This is a genomic window from Woeseia sp. D3-10 (assembly GCF_055809415.1).
The window spans coordinates 2,353,964-2,378,442 of sequence record NZ_JBVVTW010000007.1; the positions used below are offsets into that span (position 1 = coordinate 2,353,964).

The window sequence follows — 24,479 nt, forward strand, 5'->3', positions numbered from 1 at the left end:
TGTTGCCCCGCGGCGTTACGCTGCGGCGATGCAACTGCCGATAAGGATCCATTGCCATGGCCTCACGAAGTCGAAAACTACTGATGACCGTACTGGCCCTGCTACTCGTGGTTGGTGGTGGGCTTTTCTATTTGAGCACCCAGCTCAATTCGATCGTTGCGGGCCTTATTGAAACGCAGGGTTCGGCGGCCACGGGCAGTAGCGTTCGCGTCAGTGGGGTAGCGATCGACCTCGGCGAGGCAAACGCGTCGATCAGTGGGCTGGCGGTCGCCAATCCAAATGACTTCGGCGGCGGCAATGCCATTGACCTTGGGAATTTCTCAGTGCGTATCGATCCGACCAGCGTGACCTCCGATACCATTGTGCTGAAAGACGTGACGGTCAGCGATGCACACTTGAACCTCGTGCAGCGTGGCACTGGTAGCAACCTGCAGACCTTGTTGCAGCAGTTGCAAGGCAACTCGGGAAGCGACGCAGAAGCCGCCGAAAACGGTGCTGGCAAGAAGCTGATTATTGACCGGTTCACATTGAGAGGCACGCGGGCAACGGTTTCAATTCCGGAATTGCAGGAAGAACGTGAGATCAGCCTGCCGGATATTGTGCTCAACGACATTGGCCGTGCCAGCAACGGGGCAACGGCTGGCGCAGTTGCCCGCCAGGTCCTGGAGCCCGTACTCAAAAAAGCGTTAAGCACGGCTGCTGCCCAAGCATTGCAAGAACGAGCCAGTGACGAGCTGGATGGTGCGAAAGATCAGCTGCTGAAAGGTGTGCTGGACAAGCTCGGTAACAAAGGCGAGGAAGCCACGCCATAACGACGCCAGGGCAGAGCGACAGCGCGGTTGCTAGTCCTGCATCAAGAGGGTGGCCGGATGTTCCAGCATGCTGCGAATTTTCTGAATCATTTGCGCAGCGTCGAAGCCGTCAACAAAGCGGTGATCAAACGACGACGAGAGATTCATCGTCAACCGAACTTCTATCCGGCCATCAATCACAACCGGCTTCTCAATCGCCCGGTTAACACCAATGATCGCCACTTCAGGCATGTTGATAACCGGCGTCGTAACAATTCCGCCCAATTTACCCAGGCTGGTTATCGTGATCGTGGAGCCGGACAATTCTTCACGACGGATGCTGTTGTCGCGTGCGGCCTCCGAAACACGGCGGATTTCGTTAGATAGTTGATCTACTGACAGTTGATCCGCATTGCGCACCACAGGCACCTTCAGGCCGTCTGCCGTTTGCGTAGCAACACCCAGGTTCACCGGGCCGTGTTGAATAACAACGTTACGTTCTTTGTCGTGAGTCGCGTTGCACTGCGGGAAGTCGTCCAGCGCGCGCACCAGAGCCAGACACAGAAACGGTAGCAAGGTCAGTCGGCCATTCTTGTCCCGATTCAAATTCAGGTGCTGACGCAGCGCCTCCAGTTCTGTGATGTCGATTTCTTCGACGTATGAGAAATGGGGGATTTCACGTTTCGCTGCACTCATACGCTCGGCGATGATACGGCGCAGGCCAATGACCTTTACCTCTTTCGTCGCCCGACGGCTTGCTGGCTGAGCGTGGCTCAAAAACGTACCACTCTGGTTATTCAGGTAGTCGTCGAAATCATCGCGGGTGATGCGTCCGTTGGGGCCGCTGCCGCTGATCTGTGTGAGATCAATGCCGCTCTCCCTGGCCTTTTGTCGTATAGCGGGCGAGGTCATAACGCGCGCGCCGCTTTCGCTGGATTTCGACTTGCCTTTCGTGGGCGGAACGGCTTCGCGGGTACCAGGAGTTGCCGCTTCTTCAACGGGCATTGCCTTCTTGCTGCCGGTTTTGTCATCGCTGACTTCAAACACGATGAGCGGAGCGCCGACAGCAATCATGTCGCCGGGCTCGCCAGCCAGTTTCAAAACCTTGCCCGAAATCGGTGAAGAAATTTCGACCGCGGCTTTGTCAGTCATCATTGTGCCGACGATATCCTCTTCGGCGACCACATCGCCTACTTTGACGTGCCATTCGCCGATTTCCGACTCGACAGTACCTTCACCCAGGTCCGGTAGTTTGAATATGTGCTCGCTCATCCAGCCTCCATTACTTTCTGAATACCGGCAGCGATCCTCTTCTGACCGGGAAAGTATTGCCATTCGAATGCATGTGGGTAGGGTGTATCCCAGCCAGCAACGCGTTCAATCGGTGCTTCGAGATTCCAGAAACAGTGCTCCTGAATGGTTGCGGCAAGTTCGGCACCGTAACCGCTGAAGCGTGTCGCCTCGTGGGCAATCAGGCAGCGACCGGTCTTATTTACGGAATCGGTCAGTGTCGTGACATCCAGCGGCGCCAGCGTGCGCACGTCTATGATTTCTGCGTCGAAACCGGTCAGCTTTGCGGCCGCCTGTGCGACGTGCACCAGTGTACCGTAGGTAATAATAGTCAGGTCGTCACCGGTTTCGACGATATCCGCTTTGCCGAGTGGCACGGTGTAGTAGCCGCCAGGCACTTCGCCCTTCGGATGCGAGGCCCAGGACACGGCGGCTTTGTCGGGATCGCCATCAAACGGGCCGTTGTAGATACGCTTAGGCTCGAAAAAGATGATCGGATCATCGGACTCGATCGAACTGATCAGCAAGCCCTTTGCATCGTAGGGGTTCGATGGCATCACCGTCTTGATGCCGCTGATGTGAGTAAAAATCCCTTCCGGAGATTGTGAGTGTGTTTGTCCACCGCGGATGCCGCCGCCGCACGGTGTACGGATGGTCACCGGAGACGTGAGGTCGCCAGCCGTGCGGTAGCGCAAGCGGGCCAGCTCACTCACTACCTGGTCGAATCCGGGGTAGATGTAATCGGCAAACTGGATCTCGGCGACCGGTCGCAGGCCGTTAACGCCCATACCGATAGCGGTGCCGATGATACCGCCTTCCGCGATTGGCGCGTCGATTACCCGGTGCTCACCGAACTTGCGTTGCAGACCATCAGTGCAGCGAAACACGCCGCCGAAATAGCCAACGTCTTCGCCGAGAATGACAATGTTCGGGTCTTTGTCCATGACCACGTCGAGGGCTGAACGAATGGCCTGAATCATGTTCATCTGTGCCATCGGTCAGTCCTCCAGTGCCAGCATTTGTTTACGCTGGATCTCGAGATGTTCTGGTGTCTCGGCATAAACGTCGTCGAACATCGTGGCAGGGTCGAGGTACGGACCTTCTGTCATCGTGCCGCTCTTCTGAGCTTCCTTCCAGGCGGAGAGCACGTCGGCACGCAGTTCTTTCTCAAGTGCGGCATGCTGCTTTTCAGACCAGTGGCCTTCGCTGATCAGGTGGTTCTTGAGGCGTAACAAGGGGTCACCCAGTGGAAACGCTTTCCATTCATCTTTCGGTCGGTATTTCGTCGGGTCATCACTCGTCGAGTGTGCCGCGCCGCGGTAGGTAACGTGTTCAATGATCGTTGGACCGCCTCCGCGCCGCGCACGATCGGCGGCCCAAACGGTCACGGCGTACACCGCCAGCAAGTCGTTGCCATCCACGCGCACACCAGGAATACCGAGACCGAGACCGCGGGCCGCAAACGGACGTCGCTCGCCGCCGGCAAACCCCTGGAAAGTGGAGATTGCCCATTGATTGTTGACGATATTGAGGATGACCGGAGCCTGGTAAACAGCCGCGAACGTGACAGCGTGATGAAAATCGGCTTCAGCTGTACTGCCATCGCCAACCCAGGATGCGGCAATGTGGTCTTCGCCCTTGATCGCCGATGCCATGGCCCAGCCGACCGCATGCGGGTACTGCGTGCCGAGATTACCCGAGATCGAAAACATGTTGGCATCTTTGCTGTGGTACATGATCGGCATCTGCCGGCCTTTGCACATGTCTTTGGTGTTCGAGAGGCACTGACACATCAGGTCAACCAGTTTGCAGCCCCGGTACAAATACAAACCCTGATTACGATAGTGTGGAAAACACATGTCACCAGGGCGTAACGCCATGCCCTGCGCAATTGATACGGCTTCTTCGCCGAGCGACTGGATGTAAAAGGAAATCCGTCCCTGGCGCTGAATCTGTTGCATGCGTTCATCAAAGATCCGCGTCAACATTATCCAGCGCAACGCTACCTGCAGCTCACTTGCTTCGATATTGGGGTTCCAGGGGCCGACGGCTTTGTGCTCATCATCCAGCACGCGAACCAGACCGTGACTCAAGTGGTCAAGGTCTCGTACCCGTACATCGACTGGCGGTTTGTCGACGGCACCCGCCGGTGAGAGGTCCAGGTAACTGAAGTCCGGCGTATCCCCGGGCCGTGCTGACGGTTGCGGAATATGCAGTCTTGAACGGGTGCTCATGCGTCGGAATCCTTATTTCGTGTTGCAGCGAAACAGCGCAATCTGGCGCGGAGTGTCCACCTTGCAACGTAGCATCAAGCGGTACAGCGAACGCTCGATTCTACGCAAAACGCAGCAAGGTTGCCGGATTTGCACGGCGTGCCGCTAGCGGTGCTGAGTGTGGCGATCAGGTCGTCACCATGCAATACCACAAATCTCTAGGCGATTCGCCGGATCACGTTGTGCTACTTGCTGTCCTGGTTCGCCGCGGGCTTGAAGTAGCTGACATATCGCAGCGTCAGGAAACTGATGATGGCCATGAGAATGGCAATCTCATAGCGATTGACAGCGACAGCCATGCCGATAAGTCCGGTGATCCAGATCGTTGCCGCGGTCGATGTGCCCGACACGTTGCCGTCGCTTTTAAGGATGGCGCCGCCACCAATGAAACCGATACCCGTAATAAGGCCTTGCAGCACCCTGGCTTCAGCAGCACTTGAGTCGAGTACTGACATACCAACCAGCGTATAGCCGCACGCCGCAACCGCAACTAATGGGAAGGTACGTAAGCCGATGCCCAGGTGGGAGTTCTCGCGATCAAACGCCACCGGCAGCGCCAGTAAATAGGCTATCCCGAGGTGCCTGAGGTTGAACCATATTTCTGTCCAGTCGATGGTCATTCTATTTCACTCCGGCATAGAGCGGTCAGCTCATCTCTCGTGTGCGGCATACGGAGGCAAGTGTCAGCAGCGAATACAGGTGCCAGTGACTACTCAGCTTCAGCCAGCGCCGCGTAACGTCCACCAAAAAACAACAGCGGTGACTGGTCACTCGACCAGTATTCTTCCACTTCGCCGACAATAATGAAGTGATCGCCACAATCGTGTATTTGCCAGGTCCTGCAATCGAACCGGGCAATCGTCGCCGGCAGCACCGGAACACCGTGCTGATTCTTGCTGTAGCAGGTGCTCTCAAACAGTGTGTGATCTGACTTCGCGAAGTGGACGGCCAGATCGCGTTGATCGGCCGCCAGCACGTTAATGGAATAGCGGTCCGCATTGAGGTAGGCCTCCAGGGAATTCGACACTTTCGCGATATTCCACAGGACCAGCGGTGGGTCCAGAGAGACCGAGCTGAAGCTGTTCGCCGTGATGCCGACCGGCCGGCCCATCGCGTCATTGCAGGTTATTACCGTCACGCCAGTGGCGAAACGGCCGAGCGAGCGGCGCAAATCGAGTTCGTCAATCATTACTCTTGTGGCAAGGTCCATTGCAAAGATCGCTGGAAAATTTAACGAATGATACCTGTAATGCTTCGGCTACTGGGGCTTTCGCCGTATCTGTGCTGACTTAGGCGGAAAATTCAGAGCTTGACCGTTGCAGCATGGCTGTCCGCCATTCTGTGTCGTGCGCCTCGTTGTATTCCCGCCGTAATTCGCTCGCCTATGCGCCGCGATCGCTTGTTTGCAGGCTATCGGCGAAATGGCGTCTCCGCGCAGACAGCAGCGACTCTGGTGCTGGTCCAGTACGCGACGTTCGCGATGTGCTAAGCCTTATTCAGCAGGCACAACGGCTGGCTGGAGGCGTGGTCAGCAGCGGCACGCCCTGAATGATCGTGACTTCTTTCTCATTATGGAGAATCGATTCGGCATACAATTACCGGACATGGAAGCAATGCGCTTTTAAGTATTGAATATGGGAAATTTAACCTATAAACGTAAAACCCTTCCATGCCTGTTGCTCAAGAAACCCTGCAATCGGTCGATAAGTCACTGGCGGGAATGCGTTTTCCCGACGAATCCCGCTTATCAGCCGCTCACGGACCGAGCACAGGCTGGCCAATGGAATTGCAATGAAGTTAAGCCGAAAACTAGTTCTGTTCCTGCTGTTGCTTGGCACCTGTATTGGTGTGGGCAGCTACCTGGCCATCAGCTATACCATTCTCCCCGCCTTCAAAGACTTTGAAGCACACGAATCGATCGAGGCGATCGATCGTGTCGAGAGCGCAATCGAGACAGAGGCGCGCACGCTGCAAACGCTGGTTTCCGAGTACGCTGAATGGGATGACACCCGCGATTACGTGCTGGGGCGACATGCTGAATACGCAGAATTCAATCTGATACCTAACTACTGGCGCCGCAAAGGCGTTGACGTAATGTATATCCTCGATGTCGAGGGCAAAGTGATATCCGCTCTTGAAATGTCGGAGGGCACCGGCGAAGCGCTTGATATTCAACAGCTGTTTCTCGGCCAGGTTGAACCAACGCACCCTCTGCTCAATCGTCCCGATGCGGATAGCGCGCTCGCCGGCGTGATCAGAACGACAGAAGGTCCGGCGATCGTCGCGGCTGCGGCGATCGTCAGTAGCTTGGGCGGAGGTGAGCCGGTTGGGACATTCGTCGTGGTGCGGTATTTGAGTACTGCATTACTGGCGGACATTTCCAGGCGGACGTCGGCAAACGTGATTCTGCACAAGCTCACCGCCGCCGGTGCGGGATCGTACAGTCAGGAAGACCTCATGCGGTACTCGGCCGACGGAACATCAACGTGGATCGGGAATACCGACCAGGAACTGATCGCGAGCCGGCTGATTCCAGGCATCGATGGAAAGCCGGTTGCCCTTCTGGAAATACGCCATCCGCACACGATATCGAAAATCGGCTCGGAAACTATTGGTGCCGCGATGATCCTGATCGGGTTGGTTACTGCGGCGTTCATGATTATTGGCGTAATTGTCATGCGCTATATTTTCGTCCGGCCAGTCAACGAGATTGCCGAAAGCATGATCCTGATCCGTGAGACCGGCGATCTGAATATCAGTATCAAGAAAGATCGCGTTGACGAGATCGGACAACTCGCGCGCGAGTTCACGGAAATGACAACGAACCTAGATCACACGCAACGGGAGCTGGAAAAAAACCGCGACCTGGCATTGGGAGCATCGCGTGCCAAGAGTGAGTTCCTTGCACGAATGAGCCATGAGATCCGGACACCGATGAACGGCGTCCTGGGTATGACCGAGTTGTTACGCAACACGGCTTTGGACTTTGAACAGAGGCGCTTCACCGAAACCATCTATTCATCGGCAGAAAACCTGCTCGATATCATTAACGATATTTTGGATTTTTCCAAAATTGAAGCTGGGAAGATGGAGCTTGAAGCGCGCGATATTGATCTTGGCGCCGTCGTAGAAGAAACGGTTGACAGTCTCGCATCGCAAGCTCACAAGAAAGGCCTGGAGCTGATCAACGATGTCTCCCTCGATCTGTCCACGTCTCTCCTCGGCGATCCGGTGCGGATACGTCAGGTCCTGACCAATCTCATCTCCAACGCGATCAAGTTTACAAATCGGGGCGAGATCGTTGTTCGGGTGTCGGAACAAGGTAGTGATACCGATACGGGAGCGGTCACGGTCCTGATAGAAGTTGTTGATACCGGCGTCGGTATCAAGCCTGAGAAGCAACGAGACATCTTTGAATCGTTCGCTCAGGAAGACGGTTCGACGACGCGCTTGCACGGCGGCACCGGTCTGGGTCTTGCGATAAGCCGGCAGCTGGTCGATCTGATGGGCAGTACGTTGCGACTTGATAGCACTCCAGGGCTCGGTTCGCGGTTCTATTTCGCCATTGAAATGCAGCACGGGCGCGGCGAAGTCATGCATGAGCGAAAGGTGACTGCTTCTGTTGCCGGGAAGCGCATCCTGATTGTTGACGACAATGCTACAAATCGTGAGATCCTTGAACAACACTTGAAATCCTGGCGGGCTAAACCGCAAAGTACCGAAAGCGCACGGGACGCAATGCGCCTATTGCAGGGCGCTGCTGCGAAGAGCGAGCCGTTTGAACTGGTCATTCTCGATATGCACATGCCGCGTACAGACGGATTGCAGTTGGCCAGAATGGTTCGGGAAATTCCGGAGCTCGACGCAGTGCCACTCATGTTGCTCAGTTCTGTGGCCATGCCAGCCAGTGAAGACACACTGGAAGAGCTGCGGATATCCGGTCAATTAACGAAGCCGATTCGCCAGAGACATCTCTACGACGCGCTGTCAGTCGTGCTAAGCGGAGATACGGTCACCGAACGCTATTCACTCAATCGCAATTCGACAATCTGCAATCTGTCCGGAAAGGTGCTGCTCGCAGAGGACAATCCAGTTAACCAGGCGGTTGCGTTGGGTATGCTGGACTCGCTCGGCGTTGACGTGGCAGTGGTCACCGACGGCCAGGCGGCGATCGACGCTTTGAATGGTCAGCGATTTGATTTGGTACTGATGGATTGCCAGATGCCGGTCATGGACGGTTTGCAAGCGACGCGGGAAATTCGCGCAGCGGAACGAGAGAAAGACAGTCGCCAGGTGCCAATCGTGGCGCTGACTGCCAATGCACTTGCCGGCGACAGGGAGGAATGTCTGGAAGCGGGCATGAACGAATATCTGAGCAAGCCGTTCACGATGGATCAACTGCATGCAGTATTGTCGATGTTCTTGCGCAATGAGGCCGATGTTATCGACGAAACACAGATAGAAGAAGTGTTATCAGAAGAGGCGGCCAGCCTGTTTGATACCCAAAGCATAACCGTGCAGCCATTGGACCGCAGTACACTAGACGCACTGAAAGAGTTGCAGCAGCCTGGCTCCCCTTCGTTGGTCAGACGGGTTATTGATATCTATCTCGACAGTTCGGTTGAGATCAAGGAGCGTTTGCTCGGCGCTCTGACCAATACGGATACCAGCGCTGCAAGAGAATCAGCGCACGCCTTGAAATCCAGCAGCATCAACGTGGGGGCTACGCGGCTCGCCGATCTGTGCAAGAACATCGAAACACTGGCGCGCGCTGATTCCAAAAGCGAACTGCGGGAGTTGAAGTCGAAGCTGGAGAAGGAATACGAGTGGGCTATTTCTGCTCTGCGACTGGAATTGGAGAGCGTTGCAAAATGAGTTTGCTGCACAACACGGGCTCTTTGCCTATGGCTCCGCTGGCCTTGATTGCTGATGACGATGCGACAGTACGCACGATCATGCGCGAGGTCCTTGAGCAGGCGGGCTTTCGCGTGGAAGAAGCATTTGACGGGCAAATGGCACTTGACCAGTTCGAGCAGTTTCGTCCCGACGTCGTTTTGCTTGATGTGGACATGCCAAATATAGACGGCCATACAGTTTGTAAGCGTATTCGTGCCCAGGAAACTCTGCGGGCAACGCCGGTATTCATCATTACCGGTCGCGATGATCCTCAGTCTATTCAGTATGCTTACGACATAGGCGCTACTGACTTCCTCAGTAAACCAATTCCGTGGACCATTCTCGCCCATCGGGTACGTTTCGTACTGCGTGCGAGCGATGCATTGAACGAGATTCAGGGCCTTGTACGGGCTATGCCCGACAAAATCTTCGTGCTTAACGAGGAAGGTGAGCCGTTCGCAGCCACGGGCGAGTCGCAATCTGGTCAGCCTACGGTGGCCGAACTGATTTCGAGCGATGCTTATGACGACACGTTCCCATTGGACAGTCGGCCTGAAGTTAAGCACAAGGTAAACGTCGCGTTGACCACGGGGCAGCCGCAGATCCACGAACACGCAATTGGTGGTGGCAGCACGCATCTCGAAACTCGCATCGTTAGCCGGGACCGAGGTACAGCGCTGGCGATCGTGCGTAACATTACTGCGCGCAAAGAATACGAGGATCGGATCTACGATCTTGCCTACTACGATCAGTTGACCGGTCTGCCTAACAGGCAGTTATTTCAACAGACGCTCGACGAATCGATAAAAAAAGCCCAGCGCAAGGACTGGCCATTCGCTATTTTGTTCGTGGATCTAGATCGCTTCAAGCGCATCAATGACACGCTCGGACATTCGATGGGTGACACCTTGTTACGGGCTGTTGCGGATCGACTTCGGAGTTGCACGGGCGCCGATGAAGAAGGCAGCAACGTACAAATCGCACGACTGGGTGGTGACGAGTTTGTGGCCTTATTGGGTGGTGTCGACAATACCGCCGCTGCTTCAGCGATAGCGGACAAAGTCGTTACAACACTAAGTCGACCGATGGAGTGCGAAGGGCATCGCCTGGTTGTGACGCCGAGCATCGGCATTACCATGTACCCGCAGGACGGTAACAGCAGCGAAAGCCTGTTGATGAACGCCGATTCGGCTATGTACCGTGCCAAATCGGCCGGGCGGAACACGCACAAGTTTTATTCGGACACGATGCGCATTCATTCCCTGCACCGGCTGGATATTGAAAACGAGCTGCGCGACGCGATGACTGCAGAAGATTTTCAGCTCTACTACCAGCCGAAGGTTGATCTCAAGACCTGGACTGTCGTTGGCGTGGAAGCTTTGATTCGCTGGAAGCACGCTGAGCGTGGCTGGATCTCTCCTGGAGACTTTATCCCGATCGCCGAAGAGAGCGGTTTGATCGTGCCCATTGGTACGTGGGTATTGAACGAAGCCTGCCGACAGATCAATGCATGGCGAGATACGCCGCTGCGTAACTTAAGGGTTTCCGTCAACATATCGAGCGAGCAGATCTACACGGATGATCTTCTGCAGACGGTTAAGGACGCCATGGCCAAGAACAACGTGGGTGCAGAGTCTCTGGAGCTCGAAATAACCGAAAGCCTCTTGATGCGGGATGTCGATTCGACAATCGTTACGCTGAATGAATTCAAGGAACTGGGGCTGGCTATTTCCATCGACGACTTCGGCACCGGCTATTCCTCATTGAGCTATCTGACGCGCTTCCCGATCGATACGCTGAAAATCGACCAGTCTTTCGTTCGTGACTTGCACATAGACAACGACGACGCGGCAATTTGCGCGGCTATTCTCGCCATGGCGCGCAAGCTGAATTTGAACGTTGTAGCCGAGGGCGTGGAAATAACCGAGCAATTGCATTTTCTTCGCGGTCACGGCTGTAACCAGATTCAGGGGTACCTGTACAGCAAGCCGTTGCCGCCTGACGATTTGCAGGAACTCATTGGGGCCAATATGCAGAAGAGCGCCTACGCCTGAAGCGGCGGTCCGGCGCGCCAATGAGCCAATAATACCAGTGCTGCTGTCACTGCAGGGCTTGTGGTGATTCCCGCTTAGTGCTATCCCCGAAACACAAATTTCACAATCTGGTATTCAGCCCTGCATCGGGGCGCAGCCGATGCATAATTTGCTTTGGATAAACAGCCGTTAACGCAGTCGCGAACTATGCAGAACAAGAGCAGCATTGCTGAATTAATCGACAGTCATGAGCAGGGTCGGTCGCTGGACCAGCGTTTCTATACGGACCCCGACATCTACAGTCTGGAGCTGGAGCGGATAATCACCCGCAATTGGATACTGGCGGGGCACCAGTCCGAGTTACCGGAAGCCGGCGACTTCAAAGTTGTAAAGGCGGCGAACGAATCGGCAATTATCGTACGTACGGCGCAAGGTGAACTGCGCGCGCATGCGAACGTGTGCCGGCATCGCGGCTCGTTGGTCTGTCTTGAGAAGCGCGGAAATGTCCGCAAGTTCGAATGCCCCTATCACGGCTGGATGTACGATACGGACGGCAATCTGATTGCCGCGCGCAACATGCCGGACGATTTCGATAAGAGCGAACACGGCTTACACCCCGTTTCATTACAAGTGCTGGGTGGCCTGATATTCGTGTGCTTCTCCGAGTCGCCGCCGTCGCTTGCCGGCGCGCAACGCGACCTGGCCGAACCGTTTGCCATGTTCGATTTCGAGAACCTCAAAGTGGCGGCGAGCAAGGTATACCCGATCGCTGCGAACTGGAAACTCGCCATCGAGAACTATCAGGAATGCTACCACTGCGCTTCAGCGCATCCTGACTATGCGCGGATGCATACCTTGATGCTGGATGCCGGCAAGCGCGAGCGAGTGCAGCAGCACATGCTGGACAAAATGGAAGCGTGTGGCTTGAAGAAGATCGAGTTTGACTACGTGGATACTCTCGCACGCCCGGGCGAGCAGGGCTATGGATACAGCCGGACCGCGCTCTTCGACGGCTACAAGACCGGCAGTCGGGACGGACAGCCGGTCGCACCATTGCTTGGCAGTCTCAGCGACTATGATGGCGGCGCTTCGGACTTCACGTTCGGCCCATTCTCGTTTTTGCTGGCTTACAGTGATCACGTCGTGGCCTATGTGTTTACGCCGGTGGATCACGGTCATTGCGAGTGCCGGATATTCTGGATGGTTCGCGGCGATGCGAAAGCGGGTGTCGACTACAACGTCGACGAGCTGACCTGGTTATGGGACATCACTACCCAGGCTGATGAACGCATTATCGTGAACAACTGGAAAGGCGTGAACTCGCGCTACTACCGGCCTGGTCCGTTCTCCGGTATGGAACGAATGGAAGGTCGCTACATTGACTGGATACTCCAGCAATTGCGTGACCCTGAGTAACTGTTGATCAGGCGCTGCGTTTGCGCCCGAACCACCATGCCAGACCGACGCCGGTCGAGACCACAACGATAATCAGGGTCGCGAGCGCGTTGATATCCGGCGTTACACCCAGTTTGACTTTCGAAAAAATCAGCATTGGCAAGGTGCTGCCGCCCGGGCCCGAAACAAAGCTGGCGATAACGAGATCGTCAAGCGACAGGGTAAACGCAAGTAGCCAGCCGGCCACCATGGCTGGCGCGATCAGCGGCAAGGTGATATCGAAAACCACGCGCAATGGTCGACCGCCAAGGTCCATCGCCGCTTCCTCGAGTGTCGTGTCCATTGCTCTGAGCCGCGACTGCACGACAACCGTCACGTAAGCCAGTGCAAACGTGGTGTGTGCGATTGTTATGGTCGATAGCCCACGCTGTCCTGGCCAGCCGGTCAGTTGTTGCAGGCTTACGAACAGCAACAACAGCGAGAGCCCGGTAATCACCTCTGGCATGACCAGCGGCGAGGTCACCATCCCCGACAAAACAGTCCGGCCCCGGAATCGACCGAATCGGGTCAAAGCCAACGCGACCATCGTGCCGAGTATCGTTGCCATGGTCGCGGACATGACCGCAATGCGCAGACTCAGCCAGGCCGATTGCAGAACTTCTTCATTGCGAAACAGCTGGCCGTACCAGCGGGTGGAGAAGCCACCCCAGACAGTGGCTAGTCGGGAATCATTGAAGGAATAGAAGATCACAGAGAACAGTGGCACGTACAGAAACGCATAACCAAAGGCGAGTATGGACAGCAGGAGTACGGGTCGATGCCGGGTCACAGACTCGCCTCCTCTTCGCCGCGGCTGCGTTGCAGGAACATGATCGGCACGACCAGCAGCAGTAGCAAGACGATGGCGACCGCCGAGGCGAGAGGCCAGTCACGGTTAACGAAGAACTCGTCAAACAGGACGCGGCCAATCATCAGCGATTCAGGACCACCGAGCAGATAGGGAATGACGTACTCGCCAATAGCCGGGATGAACACCAGCAAACAGCCGGCAATGACGCCGGGGCGTGCGAGTGGCCAGGTGATGTCGCGGAAGGCTTGCCACGGGCCTGCCCCGAGGTCCATGGCAGCCTCTATGAGGTCTTCGTCCAGTCTTTCCAGCGTGGCGTAGACCGGCAATATCATGAATGGCAGGTAGGAATAGACGAGGCCTATGTAGACAGCGAAGTCGGTGTACATCATCTGCAGTGGCTGGTCGATGACGCCAAGCCAGAGCAGCACGTTGTTGATTACGCCGTAGGTGTTCATCAAACCCATCCAGGCGTAAACCCGCAACAAGAAAGAGATCCAGAATGGCAGGATGATCAGTAGCAAAAACAGGTTGCGAAATTTCGGTCCGGAGCGGGCAATGGCATAGGCCATCGGAAAGCCGAGTAGCAGGCAGAAAAACGTTGCAACGGCGGCGGTCATTACTGATTTGAAATAGGACAGGCCGTACAGTTTGTCGGTAAGCAGGAACCGGTAATTATCCAGTGTCGCGAGCCAGTGACCGTCCTCGTCCATGGTCGGTGTAAACGGCGGCTGGCCTATCACGGGATCAGAAAAACTGATCTGGAACACAATCAGGAACGGCGCCAGGAAGAACAGTAACAGCCATAAATAGGGCAGTAAGACGGTGACTTTCTGCCAGCGGGTATCGGCTGTAGCTTGCACAGTCAGTCTCTGCTAGTTCGTGAGGACAACGGCGCTGTGGGTGTCCCAGGTAATAAATACCTGATCGTCCCACTCGACTTTGTGTTCGGCAGAGCGTTGCCGGTTCTGGGCGCTGACCTGAACGATCTTGCCGCTCGCGAGGCGTACTCGGTACAGCGACAGATTGCCGAAATAGCCCAGGTCTTCGACGATGCCCTCGAGACAGCTGGAGTCGTCGCCATTCGGTCGCTGCTGGCTGATATAGATTTTCTCTGGGCGCACTGCAACGGTCAGCCGTTCGCCAACGGAATGCACAGTGTTAGTGTGCGCGTTCAGCAGCGGTTTGGCTTCGGTGCAGCGAACGGCAATCTTGCCGTCGGCAACTGTTTCGACCACGCCATCAAACATATTGATCGTGCCGATAAAATCTGCCACGAAACGATCGCTCGGGTATTCGTAAATTGCTCCGGGTTTGTCGACCTGTCGAAAGCGGCCTTTGTCCATGACCGCGATTCGGCTCGACAGGATCATCGCTTCTTCCTGATCATGGGTAACCACCACGAAGGTGATACCCAGGCGATCCTGGATGCTCATCAGTTCGAACTGCGTGTACTCACGCAGCTTTTTATCGAGCGCAGCGAGTGGTTCGTCCAGCAGCAGAACCCGCGGCTGTTTAACCAGCGCACGCGCGAGCGCTACGCGCTGTCGTTGGCCGCCGGAGAGTTGATCGGGCTTGCGGTTTTCCAGATTTTCCAGCTTGACGAGCTTCAGCATGTTGTTAACGCGCTCGCGAATCTCGTCTTTCGCGACCCCGTCTTTCTTGAGCCCGTACGCAATATTCGCTGCGACACTCATGTGCGGGAACAGCGCGTAGGACTGAAACATCATGTTGACGGGGCGCTGGTAGGAAGGGTGGCTCGTGACATCTTCGCCGTCGATCAGAATTTGCCCTGACGTAGGTAATTCGAAGCCGGCCATCATGCGCAACAACGTGGTCTTGCCGCAGCCCGAGCCACCAAGAATTGAAAAAAGTTCGCCCTGGTCTACCTGCAAGCTAACGTCGTCAACCGCCAAAAAATCACCAAAGCGCTTACTGACATTACGAAGCTCGATAATGGGCGTGCGGCTGTCGGTTTGCATTCAGATCCTCTTGCTAATGTTCAGATGCCGCTCTTGACCCGGGCCCAGGCGCGGGTGCGCAGGCGTTCCTGTTTCGGTTGCGCGCTCAGTACCGGGTACATGATTTCCCAGGTTTTTGCGTCCGGGTAGATGCCGGGGTCGTTCAATACGCGCGGGCTCATGTAGTCACGCGCCGCCTTGCTCGCATTGGCGTAGTAGACGTAGTCGGAAATACTGGCGAGCACTGTCGGTCGCAGTATGAAGTTCATGAACAGGTAGGCGTTGTCCTTGTGAGGGGCGTCGGCCGGTATGTACATGCTGTCCACCCACAGACCGGAGCCTTCCTTCGGTACTGTGTAATTGAGTTTGATATCAAGGCCGGCTTCTTCGGCGCGCGCGGAGGCCTGTGCGTAATCGCCGGACCAGCTCATCGCTACGCAGACCTCGCGATTCGGCAGGTCGCTGATCATTTTCGAATTGCTGAAGTAACGGATGTAAGGTCGGATCAGGTTCAATTGGGCTTCCGCCGCCGCAATACTTTCTTCGTCGACGGCATTGGGGTCGCGACCGAGATAGGCCAGCACCATCGGGAAAATATCGGTCGGCCCGTCAAGCAGACTGACGCCGCAATCGGCGAGCTTCGAAACAACGGCCGGGTCGAACAGGACATCGCCGCTGTCCATTGGGTGGTCCGGTAGTCGCGCCCGCACCATTTCTTCGTTCCAGGCATAGCCGGTCGTGCCCCACATGTAAGGTGCGGTGTAGCCGACGGTTTCTTTGTAGAGTTCCGTGCGCTGCAGAATCTCAGGGTCGAGATACCGGGCATTGTCCAAGCGTGCGGGGTCCAGTTTCTGGAAGATGCCTATCGGCGCAAGGCGCGATGAGAACTGACTGCTGTGAACTACGATATCGTAGCCGCTGGAGCCGGACAGCAGTTTAACGTCCACCACTTCGGACGAATCGTAGGTGTCGTAGTTGACCCTAATACCGTATTCGGCTTCGAACTGCTTAATCGTACCCGGGCCGATGTAGTCGGCCCAGTTGTAGACGTTGACGACGTTTTGGCCGTTTGCACTGACGTCGTTGTCGGAGTCGCAACCGCCCAGCGAAACAAATAGAACGCCCGACAGGCACAAGCTGACGATCAGGCGGGCATACGCGGCTGGGTTGGTCATTTGACTGTCGATTTCACCACCAGAACGCCGGTATGACAATCAAGACTATCACTGGACCTCGAATCACATTCCTTCCAGACCGCGCTTTTTCAGTCCGCCGGCTATGATCAGACGCTGAATTTCGCTGGTGCCCTCCCATATGCGGTCCACTCGCAGTTCGCGGAAGAAACGTTCTGCGACGTTCTCCCGCATGTAACCTCGGCCACCAAAAATTTGCACAGCGCGGTCAGCCACCCGGTTGGCCATTTCTGATGCGTAAAGTTTCACCATGGAACAGCGCATGTGCAGCGACCGCAACGGCTCGTCGCGATCATGCGCTGTGGCCGCCTCAAAAGTCATCAGCCTTGTTGCCCACAATTCGGTAACAGAATCAGCCAGCATCATTTGTATGGCCTGTTTATCAATCAACGGCTCGCCGCCAACTATTCGCTGCCGCGCAAATTCGCTGGCTTCTTCGATCAGGCGAGCCGCCGCGCCGCAGGAGCGCGCCGCAATCATCAATCGCTCGCGGCGGAACCACGCGCGTGTGTAGGCCATGTCGTCGCCGGGTTTCCCAACCCGATTGGCTGCTGGAACCCAGACATCGTTGTAGCGGTAAGTGGGGTGATGAGCGGCATAGGTATGGCTGAACGTTGGCGTGTCGATGATCTCGACACCTTCCGTCCCCTGATCAATAAAAAACAACGCGTCGCAGTTGTCTTCTTCTACCCGTGCCTGGAACCAGAAATAGTTGGCAAGGTTGGCGCTGGTGACAAACCATTTTTCACCGTTCAGGCGGTAGCCATCGCCGTCGCGGACGGCGGTTGCGGTCAGCGCGGCGACGTCCGAGCCCGGGCCTTCTTCGGTGATGGCGTAGCAATCGTGTGCCTCGCCGCGCATTAGCGGCAGCACGTAACGCTGCAATTGATCGTCGCTGCAGGCTTCCAGCATCCAGCTCTGTGGTTCGGCGAAACACCATGCAAGGGCATTGGTCACCCGGCCAAGTTGCTCCCAGACAGCAACCTGCGATTCGATGGAGAGTGCGAGACCGCCGAGGTCTTTCGGCATGTCCATGCGACTGAAACCGATTTCTTTGGCGCGCGCTTTGTTGCGTGCGGTGAGTTCAGGGGACAGCACGCCGCCATTGTGTTCGGCCTCGACCTCGTGCGGTTGCAGGTATTCGTCGGCGAAGTCGCGGGCAATTTTCTGCCATTGGCGCGCCTCGCTGCTGAGTTCAATGTCCACGGTTGCCCCCTGTTGGTGTTATTCGTAGTGGTCCGGAAAAACGGCGCGCAGATAGCTGTATACCGCATCCATCGCGCCTTCCCGGCTGAAGTTCTTCGGGTTAATAAGGCGGGACAGCCAAAGGCCTTCTGTCATAGCCGACAGGGCGGTAGCAACGGTTGCGGCCTGTATACCGACATAGCCACCATCCTTGATGATCGCATTGCAAAGGCCGCGAACCACCGTCGAGTAGTGGCGGTCGCGTTCTTCGCAAATTTTCTGGTAAGTCGGCATGGCCTGAACCTCACCCCAGAAGGCAAACCAGACCGCCAGCTTGCGTGGCTCACAAACGGTGGGTGCGAAATCCATTTCCATCAGCGCGAGCAGTTTGGAGGCGGGTTCGGCGGCGGATTTTTCCAGCACGCGTTCAAACTGCTGGCGATAGTCGTCGGCAAGATAGTTCAGAGTTTCCCGCAGGAGATTGTCTTTGCTCGCAAAATGCAGGTTGACGATGCCCTGCGACAGGCCGGCTACTTTGGCGACATCGCCAAGCTTGGTGCCGCCGATGCCATTCTGCGAAATACATTGCAGGGTGGCGTCGATCAGTTGTTGCCGGCGGATTTCGCGCTTCTCCGTGCGGCTGGGTTTTTTCTCGGCTAAAGCGGTCAATGGGGCTACTCGGTCCGGCAAATGCGTCCAGCTTGCCATAAAATGAATGGGCGTTCATTCATTTTTCTGGACTTCAAAAGCCGCTTCGTGAGAGGCTAGCCACAGTCACGGCCAAATGGAGGCTGTATGCGGTGTCTCGAAAAATCCAATAACCATTTCAAAAAAGCCATCACCCGAATGCCATTGGGCGTCTCGTCGAATTTCCGCTATTGGGGCGATGACAAGACGATCTACATCAAGCGCGGCAAGGGTGCCCGTCTGTGGGATATCGATGGCAATGAATACATCGATTACCGACTGGCCTACGGCCCAGCGATACTTGGCTACGCCGACGAACGCGTAGACGAAGCGGCCCGCAAAGGCATGGAGACCGGCGGCGTGTTCGCCCTGTCCACAGAGCTCGAATACGAAGTGGCCACCCGTGTGAACCGCATGGTGCCTGCGGCGGAGCTTGTGCGTTTTTCCAATTCCGGTACTGAAGCCGTCATGGCGGCATTACGAATCGCGCGTGCCCACACCGGCAAGGACGGCCATATCTGTGTTGAAGGTGGCTATCACGGCGTGTTTACCGAGGTGCTTTGGTACAGCGATGTCGAAGACTGGAGCCCAAAAGACGGCGACCCGGAACTATTGCCGTATGGCGACGGCGTACCGGCTATCGTCAAACCGCTATTTCACACGGTGCCACTGAACGACATTGATGCACTGGAGCGCATGCTGCAGCGCTGGCACAAGGATGTCGGCGCATTCCTGATCGAACCGATTATGGGCAATTGCTGTGGTCTGGCGGCAACCCGGGAATACATGCGCGCGGCTCGCGCGCTGTGCGACAAATATGGCGTGTTGATGATTATCGATGAGGTTAAGACAGGCTTTCGGGTGGCCAAGGGCGGCGTTCAAGCGCTGCTCGACGTGCGCCCTGACCTTTGTACTTTTGCCAAGGCCATTGCGAACGGTTACCCAATTTCTGTCGTTGCCGGTCGTGAAGACATCATGCGCAATGTCGGCGATGGGGTTGTACACGGTGGCACCTTCACCGGTCACAGTGTTTCATTGTCGGCCGCCAATCGAACGCTACAGATTCTTGAAGACACGGATGCATTGGCAACGATTGCCCGTTACGGCAGCGAAATGAAAAAAGGCCTCAGCCAGATTCTTGGCAAGCGCGGCATAGAACATTGCTTTACTGGCCACGATTCAATGATGGGTCTGTTTTTCTCGGAGGATGCGCCCGGCGACTACCGGGACTGGGTCAATACTGACTATGCATTCTACGATGCCCTCGCACAGGAGCTGCACGATCTGGGTATTCTGGTGGAGCCCGATTCACGCGAGCCCTGGTTTTTCTGCGAGGCTCACGATGTGAAATGTCTCGATGAAACGCTGGACAAGTTTGAGCGCGCAGTGGACATTACACTCAATAAAATATCTACGGCAGCCGCCAAGAAAGCGCGGGTCTGACCGGCGAGCCGGGTCCGGCTGACACTCGATTGGCGCATCGGCACGTAAGGAACAAGAGGACAATCCTGCACAATGAAAACTTATGACGCGATTGTCGTCGGTGCCGGCCACAATGGCCTGACTAACGCCGCCTTCCTGGCTAAATCCGGCCTCAATGTCCTGTGCGTTGAGAAGAACGACTACATCGGTGGTGCCGCTGTCAGTCGCAATCTGTACAAAGACTGGATCTACTCGAACTGTTCCTACGTTTGCTCGTTGCTGCGCCCGGAGATTTTTCGTTCGCTGGAACTGCACCGCCACGGATTGCAGGTAACCCCTTACGGCGGCGGTGTCACGTTCATGCAGAACGGCGACTACTTCGGTAATTACTGGGACTCTGACGTTCACCACCGGGAGCTCGCACGCTTCTCGAAGCACGATGCCGACGCCTACGATCGCTACTCGGCTGATGTCATGCGGCAGTGTCGCTTTATCCGCGACTTCCTGATGCGCACGCCGCCCGACCCGACTTCCTTCAAGCCGCGCGACATCAGCGAGCTGATCCACCTTGGTGGCAAGCTTCTGGAAATGGGCGAGGATCGCATCTACGACACCATTCGTTTCTGGACCATGAGCGTCGCTGAATACCTCGATGAATACTTCGAGACCGACGTGATCAAGACGGCCTTGTCCGGCAGCGGCATTATCGGCACCGCGTTGGGTATTCATTCGCCGGGTACGGCCTACGTCTTGCTGCATCACTACATGGGCGATGTGGACGGCAACGTCGGCTCCTGGGGTTATGCACGTGGCGGCATGGGTGCGGTATCCAAAGCTATAGCGGGCGCTTTCCAGGCCTACGGTGGCGAGTTGCGCACGGACGCCGGCGTCGAACAGATTGTAGTGAAAGACGGTAAAGTTAAAGGCGTCGCGTTAACAACCGGCGAAGAGATAGACGCACGGATAGTTGTCTCCGGTATGGACGTCAAACGCACCTTCCTGAAGTGCATGGACAAGAACGATCTGCCAGAGGCGTTCTACAAACGGGTCAAGAATTTCAAGATTCGTGGTTCGTCGGGCAAGGTCAATATTGCGCTCGATGGCATGCCATCATTTCCTGCATTGCCTAAAGGCAGTCCATTGCTCGATGGCGATATGCACTTTATTGATTCCATGGAACGTATGGAACGCGCCTACGACGACTGGAAAGAAGGAACCTGGTCGAAGGATCCCTACATCGACATGGTCATACCGACCGTCAACGATCCGACCATGGCCCCGCCGGGCAAACATTTCATGAGCTGTTTCGTGCAGTACTGCCCGCCGAAGGTTGAAGGTCGTGAATGGACGGACGAAGAGCGCGATCAGTTTGGTCAAACAGTTATTAACCAGATAGCTGAATACAGCCCGGATTTTAAGGACCTGATCTTGCACGCCGAAGTGCGTACACCAAAAGAAATAGAGAACGAGGCCGGTTTGACCGAAGGCAACATATTCCACGGCGAGTTGACGATGGATCAGCTGCTGTTCAATCGTCCGGTACCCGGCTACGCGCAATACCGCGGCCCGGTCGCCGGTCTCTATATGTGCGGCTCGAGTACTCACCCAGGCGGAGGCGTTATGGCGGCGCCTGGTGCCAATGCGGCGCGCGAAATATTACTGGACCTGAAACGCCACAACACGGTACCGGAGAATTTTGGCGATGACTGAGCGATTCGATGCAATTGTCGTCGGTGCCGGACACAACGGCCTGGTCTGTGCTGCGATGCTGGCGAAGGCCGGTCGCGAAGTGCTGGTTCTGGAAGCGCGCAACTCGGTCGGCGGTGCCGCGGCGACAGAAACGTTCGCGGAAGGTTTTTCAGTGTCGAGCTGTGCGCATTTCCTTTACGGACTGCAACCGGATGTGTTGAGTGGTCTGGGAATCAAACCGGAACTCGCGAGCGACAACTTGCGCACGATTGCGCTGGCTGAAGACGGTAAACACATTCGCCTGCGCGACGGCAGTGTTGAAGGTGTCGATGCCGAGGATCAACAGCAGTACAGCGAGTTCCACGGCAACATGCGACGTTTCGGTCGTCTGCTGCGTACGCACTTGAACCGGACGCCACCACGGATAGGCACACGCAACCGTAGTGACCTGATGTCGCTGGCCAAGCTCGGTTTTGATGTTCGTCGACTGGGCAAGACGGATATGCGGGAGTTTCTCCGACTCATCGGCATGAATATATTTGACGAAGTCGAAGAACGATTCAGCCATCCCTTGCTGAAAGGGGCGGTTAGCCTGGACGCCGTCCTTGGTACGCACCTCGGCCCGCGTTCGCCAAACACGATATTGACTTACCTGTACCGGATGGCGGCCAATGACGGTCGTCTGGCTACGCCGGTCGGTGGTATGGGCAGCGTCAGCGAAATGCTGGCGAATTGTGCGCGCGACTACGGCGTCTCCATAAAAACCGGGAACTCCGTTAAGCGTATTGTCGTCGACAACGGTCGGGTGGCGGGCGTCGAGACCGAGAGCGGCGAAATCTACGAAAGCCGGCAAGTCATATCCAACGCCGACCCCAAGCGCACGATCATGGATCTCACTGGCACCCGCCACGTGGAAACAGGATTTACGCGTCGCGTGCACAACATACGCATGCGCGGTAATGCGGCGAAGTTGCATCTGGCCTTGAATCAATTGCCGAGCATCAGAGGCCTGGACAAGAAAGACTTCGCGCACCGGATGGTGATCGCGCCCGATGCCAACTACGTCGAACGTGCCTTTAATCCGGCCAAGTACGCCGAGTTTTCCCCGCGGCCGGTCATCGAAATCAGTTTCCCGAGTTTCCGTGATCCTGGTCTTGCGCCGGCTGGCAAGCACGTAATGTCCGCTGTCGTCCAGTACGCGCCGTACGAGCTGAAGGTCGGTTGGGACGATAATGCCCGTAACGCTTTTCAAACCAGTGTCATGGATACGCTGTCGACGTACATGCCGGACCTGGCAAAGCAGGTGGTCGCGTCTGAAATGTTGCTGCCAGCAGATATTGAGCAGCGCTTCGGTATGGGCGGCGGGCATTGGCATCACGGTGAACTGACTCTGGATCAGTTCATGTTCGTGCGTCCGGTTGGCGGCGCTGCGCAGTACGCGATGCCGCTGGAAGGCTTGTTCCTTTGCGGCGCTGGTGCGCACCCGGGTGGCAACGTATCCGGTGCGGCCGGGCGTAATGCGGCGTTGGCGATACTCGCGAAGGAGAAACGAGGATGAGTAACCGGCAGATTGCAGAAGTAACCCAGGCCCGGCTGCGCAGTCCGTTTTATTCGCGTATCAGCAAGCTGGACAGGCTGAACGAATGGCACGGCTGGAAAGGTTACACAGCGACCGACGCGCTGTACGACGCGGAGCTGGAATATTTCGCTATCCGCAACAGCACAGCGGTGTTCGACCTGACACCCATGACCAAATACCGCATCACGGGTCCCGATGCACTGGTGTTCCTTGATCGTCTCGTGACCCGCGATATGCACAAGATCAAACCCGGCCGCGTGGCTTATGCGGCCTGGTGTGATGATCAGGGACAGGTCATTGACGATGGCACGATATTTCATCTGCGTGAAGGCGAGTATCGGCTGTGTTCGCAAGAGCGACATCTCTCGTGGTTGCGGTCTGCTTCGATCGGCATGGACGTCTCCGTAGTGGAGGAAACGGCGGAAATTGCGGCCCTGGCGGTTCAGGGGCCCACCTCGTTCAGCGTGCTGGAGAAAGTCGGCATTCCCGGCCTCGAAGAACTGAAGCCGTTTGGTCTCATGCATGCCGATTTTCAGGGTGCGGAATTGATGATTTCGCGCACCGGCTTTACCGGTGACCTTGGTTACGAGGTGTGGATTGATGCGGGCAAGGCTGAGGCATTGTGGGATGCCTTGTTCGAGGCGGGCAAGTTGCACGGCATCATGGCCATCGGCACACACGCGCTCGACATGGCTCGAATTGAGGCCGGCTTTCTGACCGCGGGGACTGACTTCGTACCCGCCATGGACACGGTACGCAGTGGGCGTTCGCGCTCGCCACTCGAGCTGGGCCTGGAGTGGCTGGTCGATTTCAAGAAACCCAATTTCAATGGGCGTCGCGCTCTGGCCGAAGAAGCCCGAAGCGGTTCTACCTGGCGGCTGGTGAAACTTGATATCGAAGGCAACAAGCCGGCCCATCATTCCTACATTTACGCCAAGGTGCGCGGTCGCAGAAAGAACGTGGGCTTTGTTACCTCGGCCACCTGGTCACCGGTGTGCAAGCAGAACATCGCGATTGGCACGGTCAACATGCCGCACGGCGCACCCGGTTCTGACCTGTGGGTAGAAATTTACTACCAGCGCGAAATGCATTGGTCGCGGGTTATGGCGAAAGCGGCCGTGGTCGACAAACCATTTTGGGACCCGGCACGGAGACGAGCTACTCCGCCTGGACCGTACTGATGTCACGGCGTTCGTCTTCGCGCGACAGTGCGTGGCAGGACGCCCACTCTTCCAGCT

At 56.3% G+C, this 24,479-nt stretch carries 19 protein-coding genes; 8 read left to right on the top strand and 11 right to left on the bottom strand.

The genetic code is table 11. The features are described from left to right. Positions 1–56 precede the first annotated feature (56 nt). On the top strand, positions 57–812 hold the full coding sequence (locus AC0L8N_RS10880; protein WP_473667676.1) for a hypothetical protein: 756 nt from the start codon (positions 57–59) through the stop codon (positions 810–812). Between the two features lie 30 nt (positions 813–842). Here the strand turns inward: AC0L8N_RS10880 and AC0L8N_RS10885 are convergent, their stop codons facing one another. From AC0L8N_RS10885 to AC0L8N_RS10905, 5 genes are all read right to left on the bottom strand, one after another. After that, positions 843–2,063 carry a dihydrolipoamide acetyltransferase family protein gene (locus AC0L8N_RS10885; protein WP_473667677.1) on the bottom strand — a complete coding sequence of 407 codons (1,221 nt, stop codon included), beginning with the start codon at positions 2,061–2,063 and terminating at the stop codon, positions 843–845. Further along, a complete protein-coding gene (locus tag AC0L8N_RS10890) occupies positions 2,060–3,076 on the bottom strand; it encodes an alpha-ketoacid dehydrogenase subunit beta (protein ID WP_473667678.1) in 1,017 nt (338 codons plus the stop codon). Before AC0L8N_RS10890 ends, AC0L8N_RS10885 begins: the two co-directional genes overlap by 4 nt. A gap of 3 nt (positions 3,077–3,079) precedes the next feature. Next, a complete protein-coding gene (locus AC0L8N_RS10895) occupies positions 3,080–4,315 on the bottom strand; it encodes a thiamine pyrophosphate-dependent enzyme (protein WP_473667679.1) in 1,236 nt (411 codons plus the stop codon). 224 nt (positions 4,316–4,539) lie between these two features. Then, on the bottom strand, positions 4,540–4,974 hold the full coding sequence (locus AC0L8N_RS10900; protein ID WP_473667680.1) for an MgtC/SapB family protein: 435 nt from the start codon (positions 4,972–4,974) through the stop codon (positions 4,540–4,542). An 89-nt stretch (positions 4,975–5,063) separates the two neighbouring features. Continuing rightward, positions 5,064–5,543: a flavin reductase family protein gene (locus AC0L8N_RS10905; protein WP_473667681.1), complete on the bottom strand. Its 480-nt coding sequence runs from the start codon at positions 5,541–5,543 to the stop codon at positions 5,064–5,066. A 602-nt stretch (positions 5,544–6,145) separates the two neighbouring features. Here AC0L8N_RS10905 and AC0L8N_RS10910 point away from each other — a divergent pair. The 3 genes from AC0L8N_RS10910 to AC0L8N_RS10920 all read left to right on the top strand — a co-directional run bounded on the left by AC0L8N_RS10910 (position 6,146) and on the right by AC0L8N_RS10920 (position 12,699). Continuing rightward, the gene (locus tag AC0L8N_RS10910) at positions 6,146–9,229 is read left to right on the top strand and encodes a hybrid sensor histidine kinase/response regulator (protein ID WP_473667682.1); all 3,084 of its coding nucleotides are present in this window, start codon (positions 6,146–6,148) and stop codon (positions 9,227–9,229) included. Between the two features lie 29 nt (positions 9,230–9,258). Further along, positions 9,259–11,304, top strand: a complete 2,046-nt coding sequence (locus AC0L8N_RS10915) for a putative bifunctional diguanylate cyclase/phosphodiesterase (protein WP_473667683.1) — start codon at positions 9,259–9,261, stop codon at positions 11,302–11,304. 186 nt (positions 11,305–11,490) lie between these two features. Beyond that, positions 11,491–12,699, top strand: coding sequence for an aromatic ring-hydroxylating oxygenase subunit alpha (locus AC0L8N_RS10920; RefSeq protein ID WP_473667684.1), 1,209 nt, complete (start codon positions 11,491–11,493; stop codon positions 12,697–12,699). A 7-nt stretch (positions 12,700–12,706) separates the two neighbouring features. On the opposite strand, the gene AC0L8N_RS10925 is transcribed toward AC0L8N_RS10920, so the two are convergent. From AC0L8N_RS10925 to AC0L8N_RS10950, 6 genes are all read right to left on the bottom strand, one after another. Then, positions 12,707–13,507, bottom strand: coding sequence for an ABC transporter permease subunit (locus AC0L8N_RS10925; RefSeq protein WP_473667685.1), 801 nt, complete (start codon positions 13,505–13,507; stop codon positions 12,707–12,709). Beyond that, a complete protein-coding gene (locus tag AC0L8N_RS10930) occupies positions 13,504–14,388 on the bottom strand; it encodes an ABC transporter permease (RefSeq protein WP_473667686.1) in 885 nt (294 codons plus the stop codon). Before AC0L8N_RS10930 ends, AC0L8N_RS10925 begins: the two co-directional genes overlap by 4 nt. 12 nt (positions 14,389–14,400) lie before the next feature. Then, on the bottom strand, positions 14,401–15,507 hold the full coding sequence (locus AC0L8N_RS10935; protein ID WP_473667687.1) for an ABC transporter ATP-binding protein: 1,107 nt from the start codon (positions 15,505–15,507) through the stop codon (positions 14,401–14,403). A gap of 20 nt (positions 15,508–15,527) precedes the next feature. Continuing rightward, positions 15,528–16,661, bottom strand: a complete 1,134-nt coding sequence (locus AC0L8N_RS10940; RefSeq protein WP_473667688.1) for a polyamine ABC transporter substrate-binding protein — start codon at positions 16,659–16,661, stop codon at positions 15,528–15,530. A gap of 63 nt (positions 16,662–16,724) precedes the next feature. Continuing rightward, entirely contained in the window at positions 16,725–17,885 is a 1,161-nt protein-coding gene (locus AC0L8N_RS10945; protein WP_473667689.1) for an acyl-CoA dehydrogenase family protein, read from the bottom strand. 18 nt (positions 17,886–17,903) lie between these two features. Further along, positions 17,904–18,533, bottom strand: a complete 630-nt coding sequence (locus tag AC0L8N_RS10950) for a TetR family transcriptional regulator C-terminal domain-containing protein (protein WP_473667690.1) — start codon at positions 18,531–18,533, stop codon at positions 17,904–17,906. Between the two features lie 126 nt (positions 18,534–18,659). Here AC0L8N_RS10950 and AC0L8N_RS10955 point away from each other — a divergent pair, with 126 nt between their 5' ends. From AC0L8N_RS10955 to AC0L8N_RS10970, 4 genes are all read left to right on the top strand, one after another. After that, positions 18,660–19,994, top strand: a complete 1,335-nt coding sequence (locus tag AC0L8N_RS10955) for an aspartate aminotransferase family protein (RefSeq protein ID WP_473667691.1) — start codon at positions 18,660–18,662, stop codon at positions 19,992–19,994. 72 nt (positions 19,995–20,066) lie between these two features. After that, positions 20,067–21,683: a phytoene desaturase family protein gene (locus tag AC0L8N_RS10960; protein WP_473667692.1), complete on the top strand. Its 1,617-nt coding sequence runs from the start codon at positions 20,067–20,069 to the stop codon at positions 21,681–21,683. Continuing rightward, positions 21,676–23,220: a phytoene desaturase family protein gene (locus tag AC0L8N_RS10965; RefSeq protein ID WP_473667693.1), complete on the top strand. Its 1,545-nt coding sequence runs from the start codon at positions 21,676–21,678 to the stop codon at positions 23,218–23,220. Before AC0L8N_RS10960 ends, AC0L8N_RS10965 begins: the two co-directional genes overlap by 8 nt. Further along, complete coding sequence (locus tag AC0L8N_RS10970) at positions 23,217–24,422, top strand: aminomethyl transferase family protein (RefSeq protein ID WP_473667694.1); 1,206 nt, start codon at positions 23,217–23,219, stop codon at positions 24,420–24,422. The genes AC0L8N_RS10965 and AC0L8N_RS10970 overlap by 4 nt, the downstream gene beginning before the upstream one ends. The last annotated feature ends 57 nt before the right edge of the window (positions 24,423–24,479 follow it).

What these genes read in the sequence shown, in the direction of transcription:
- AC0L8N_RS10880 (WP_473667676.1), top strand. Translation starts at nt 57, where the DNA reads ATGGCCTCACGAAGTCGAAAACTACTGATGACCGTACTGGCCCTGCTA.
- AC0L8N_RS10885 (WP_473667677.1), bottom strand. Translation starts at nt 2,063, where the DNA reads ATGAGCGAGCACATATTCAAACTACCGGACCTGGGTGAAGGTACTGTC.
- AC0L8N_RS10890 (WP_473667678.1), bottom strand. Translation starts at nt 3,076, where the DNA reads ATGGCACAGATGAACATGATTCAGGCCATTCGTTCAGCCCTCGACGTG.
- AC0L8N_RS10895 (WP_473667679.1), bottom strand. Translation starts at nt 4,315, where the DNA reads ATGAGCACCCGTTCAAGACTGCATATTCCGCAACCGTCAGCACGGCCC.
- AC0L8N_RS10900 (WP_473667680.1), bottom strand. Translation starts at nt 4,974, where the DNA reads ATGACCATCGACTGGACAGAAATATGGTTCAACCTCAGGCACCTCGGG.
- AC0L8N_RS10905 (WP_473667681.1), bottom strand. Translation starts at nt 5,543, where the DNA reads ATGATTGACGAACTCGATTTGCGCCGCTCGCTCGGCCGTTTCGCCACT.
- AC0L8N_RS10910 (WP_473667682.1), top strand. Translation starts at nt 6,146, where the DNA reads ATGAAGTTAAGCCGAAAACTAGTTCTGTTCCTGCTGTTGCTTGGCACC.
- AC0L8N_RS10915 (WP_473667683.1), top strand. Translation starts at nt 9,259, where the DNA reads ATGGCTCCGCTGGCCTTGATTGCTGATGACGATGCGACAGTACGCACG.
- AC0L8N_RS10920 (WP_473667684.1), top strand. Translation starts at nt 11,491, where the DNA reads ATGCAGAACAAGAGCAGCATTGCTGAATTAATCGACAGTCATGAGCAG.
- AC0L8N_RS10935 (WP_473667687.1), bottom strand. Translation starts at nt 15,507, where the DNA reads ATGCAAACCGACAGCCGCACGCCCATTATCGAGCTTCGTAATGTCAGT.
- AC0L8N_RS10940 (WP_473667688.1), bottom strand. Translation starts at nt 16,661, where the DNA reads ATGACCAACCCAGCCGCGTATGCCCGCCTGATCGTCAGCTTGTGCCTG.
- AC0L8N_RS10955 (WP_473667691.1), top strand. Translation starts at nt 18,660, where the DNA reads ATGCGGTGTCTCGAAAAATCCAATAACCATTTCAAAAAAGCCATCACC.
- AC0L8N_RS10960 (WP_473667692.1), top strand. Translation starts at nt 20,067, where the DNA reads ATGAAAACTTATGACGCGATTGTCGTCGGTGCCGGCCACAATGGCCTG.
- AC0L8N_RS10965 (WP_473667693.1), top strand. Translation starts at nt 21,676, where the DNA reads ATGACTGAGCGATTCGATGCAATTGTCGTCGGTGCCGGACACAACGGC.
- AC0L8N_RS10970 (WP_473667694.1), top strand. Translation starts at nt 23,217, where the DNA reads ATGAGTAACCGGCAGATTGCAGAAGTAACCCAGGCCCGGCTGCGCAGT.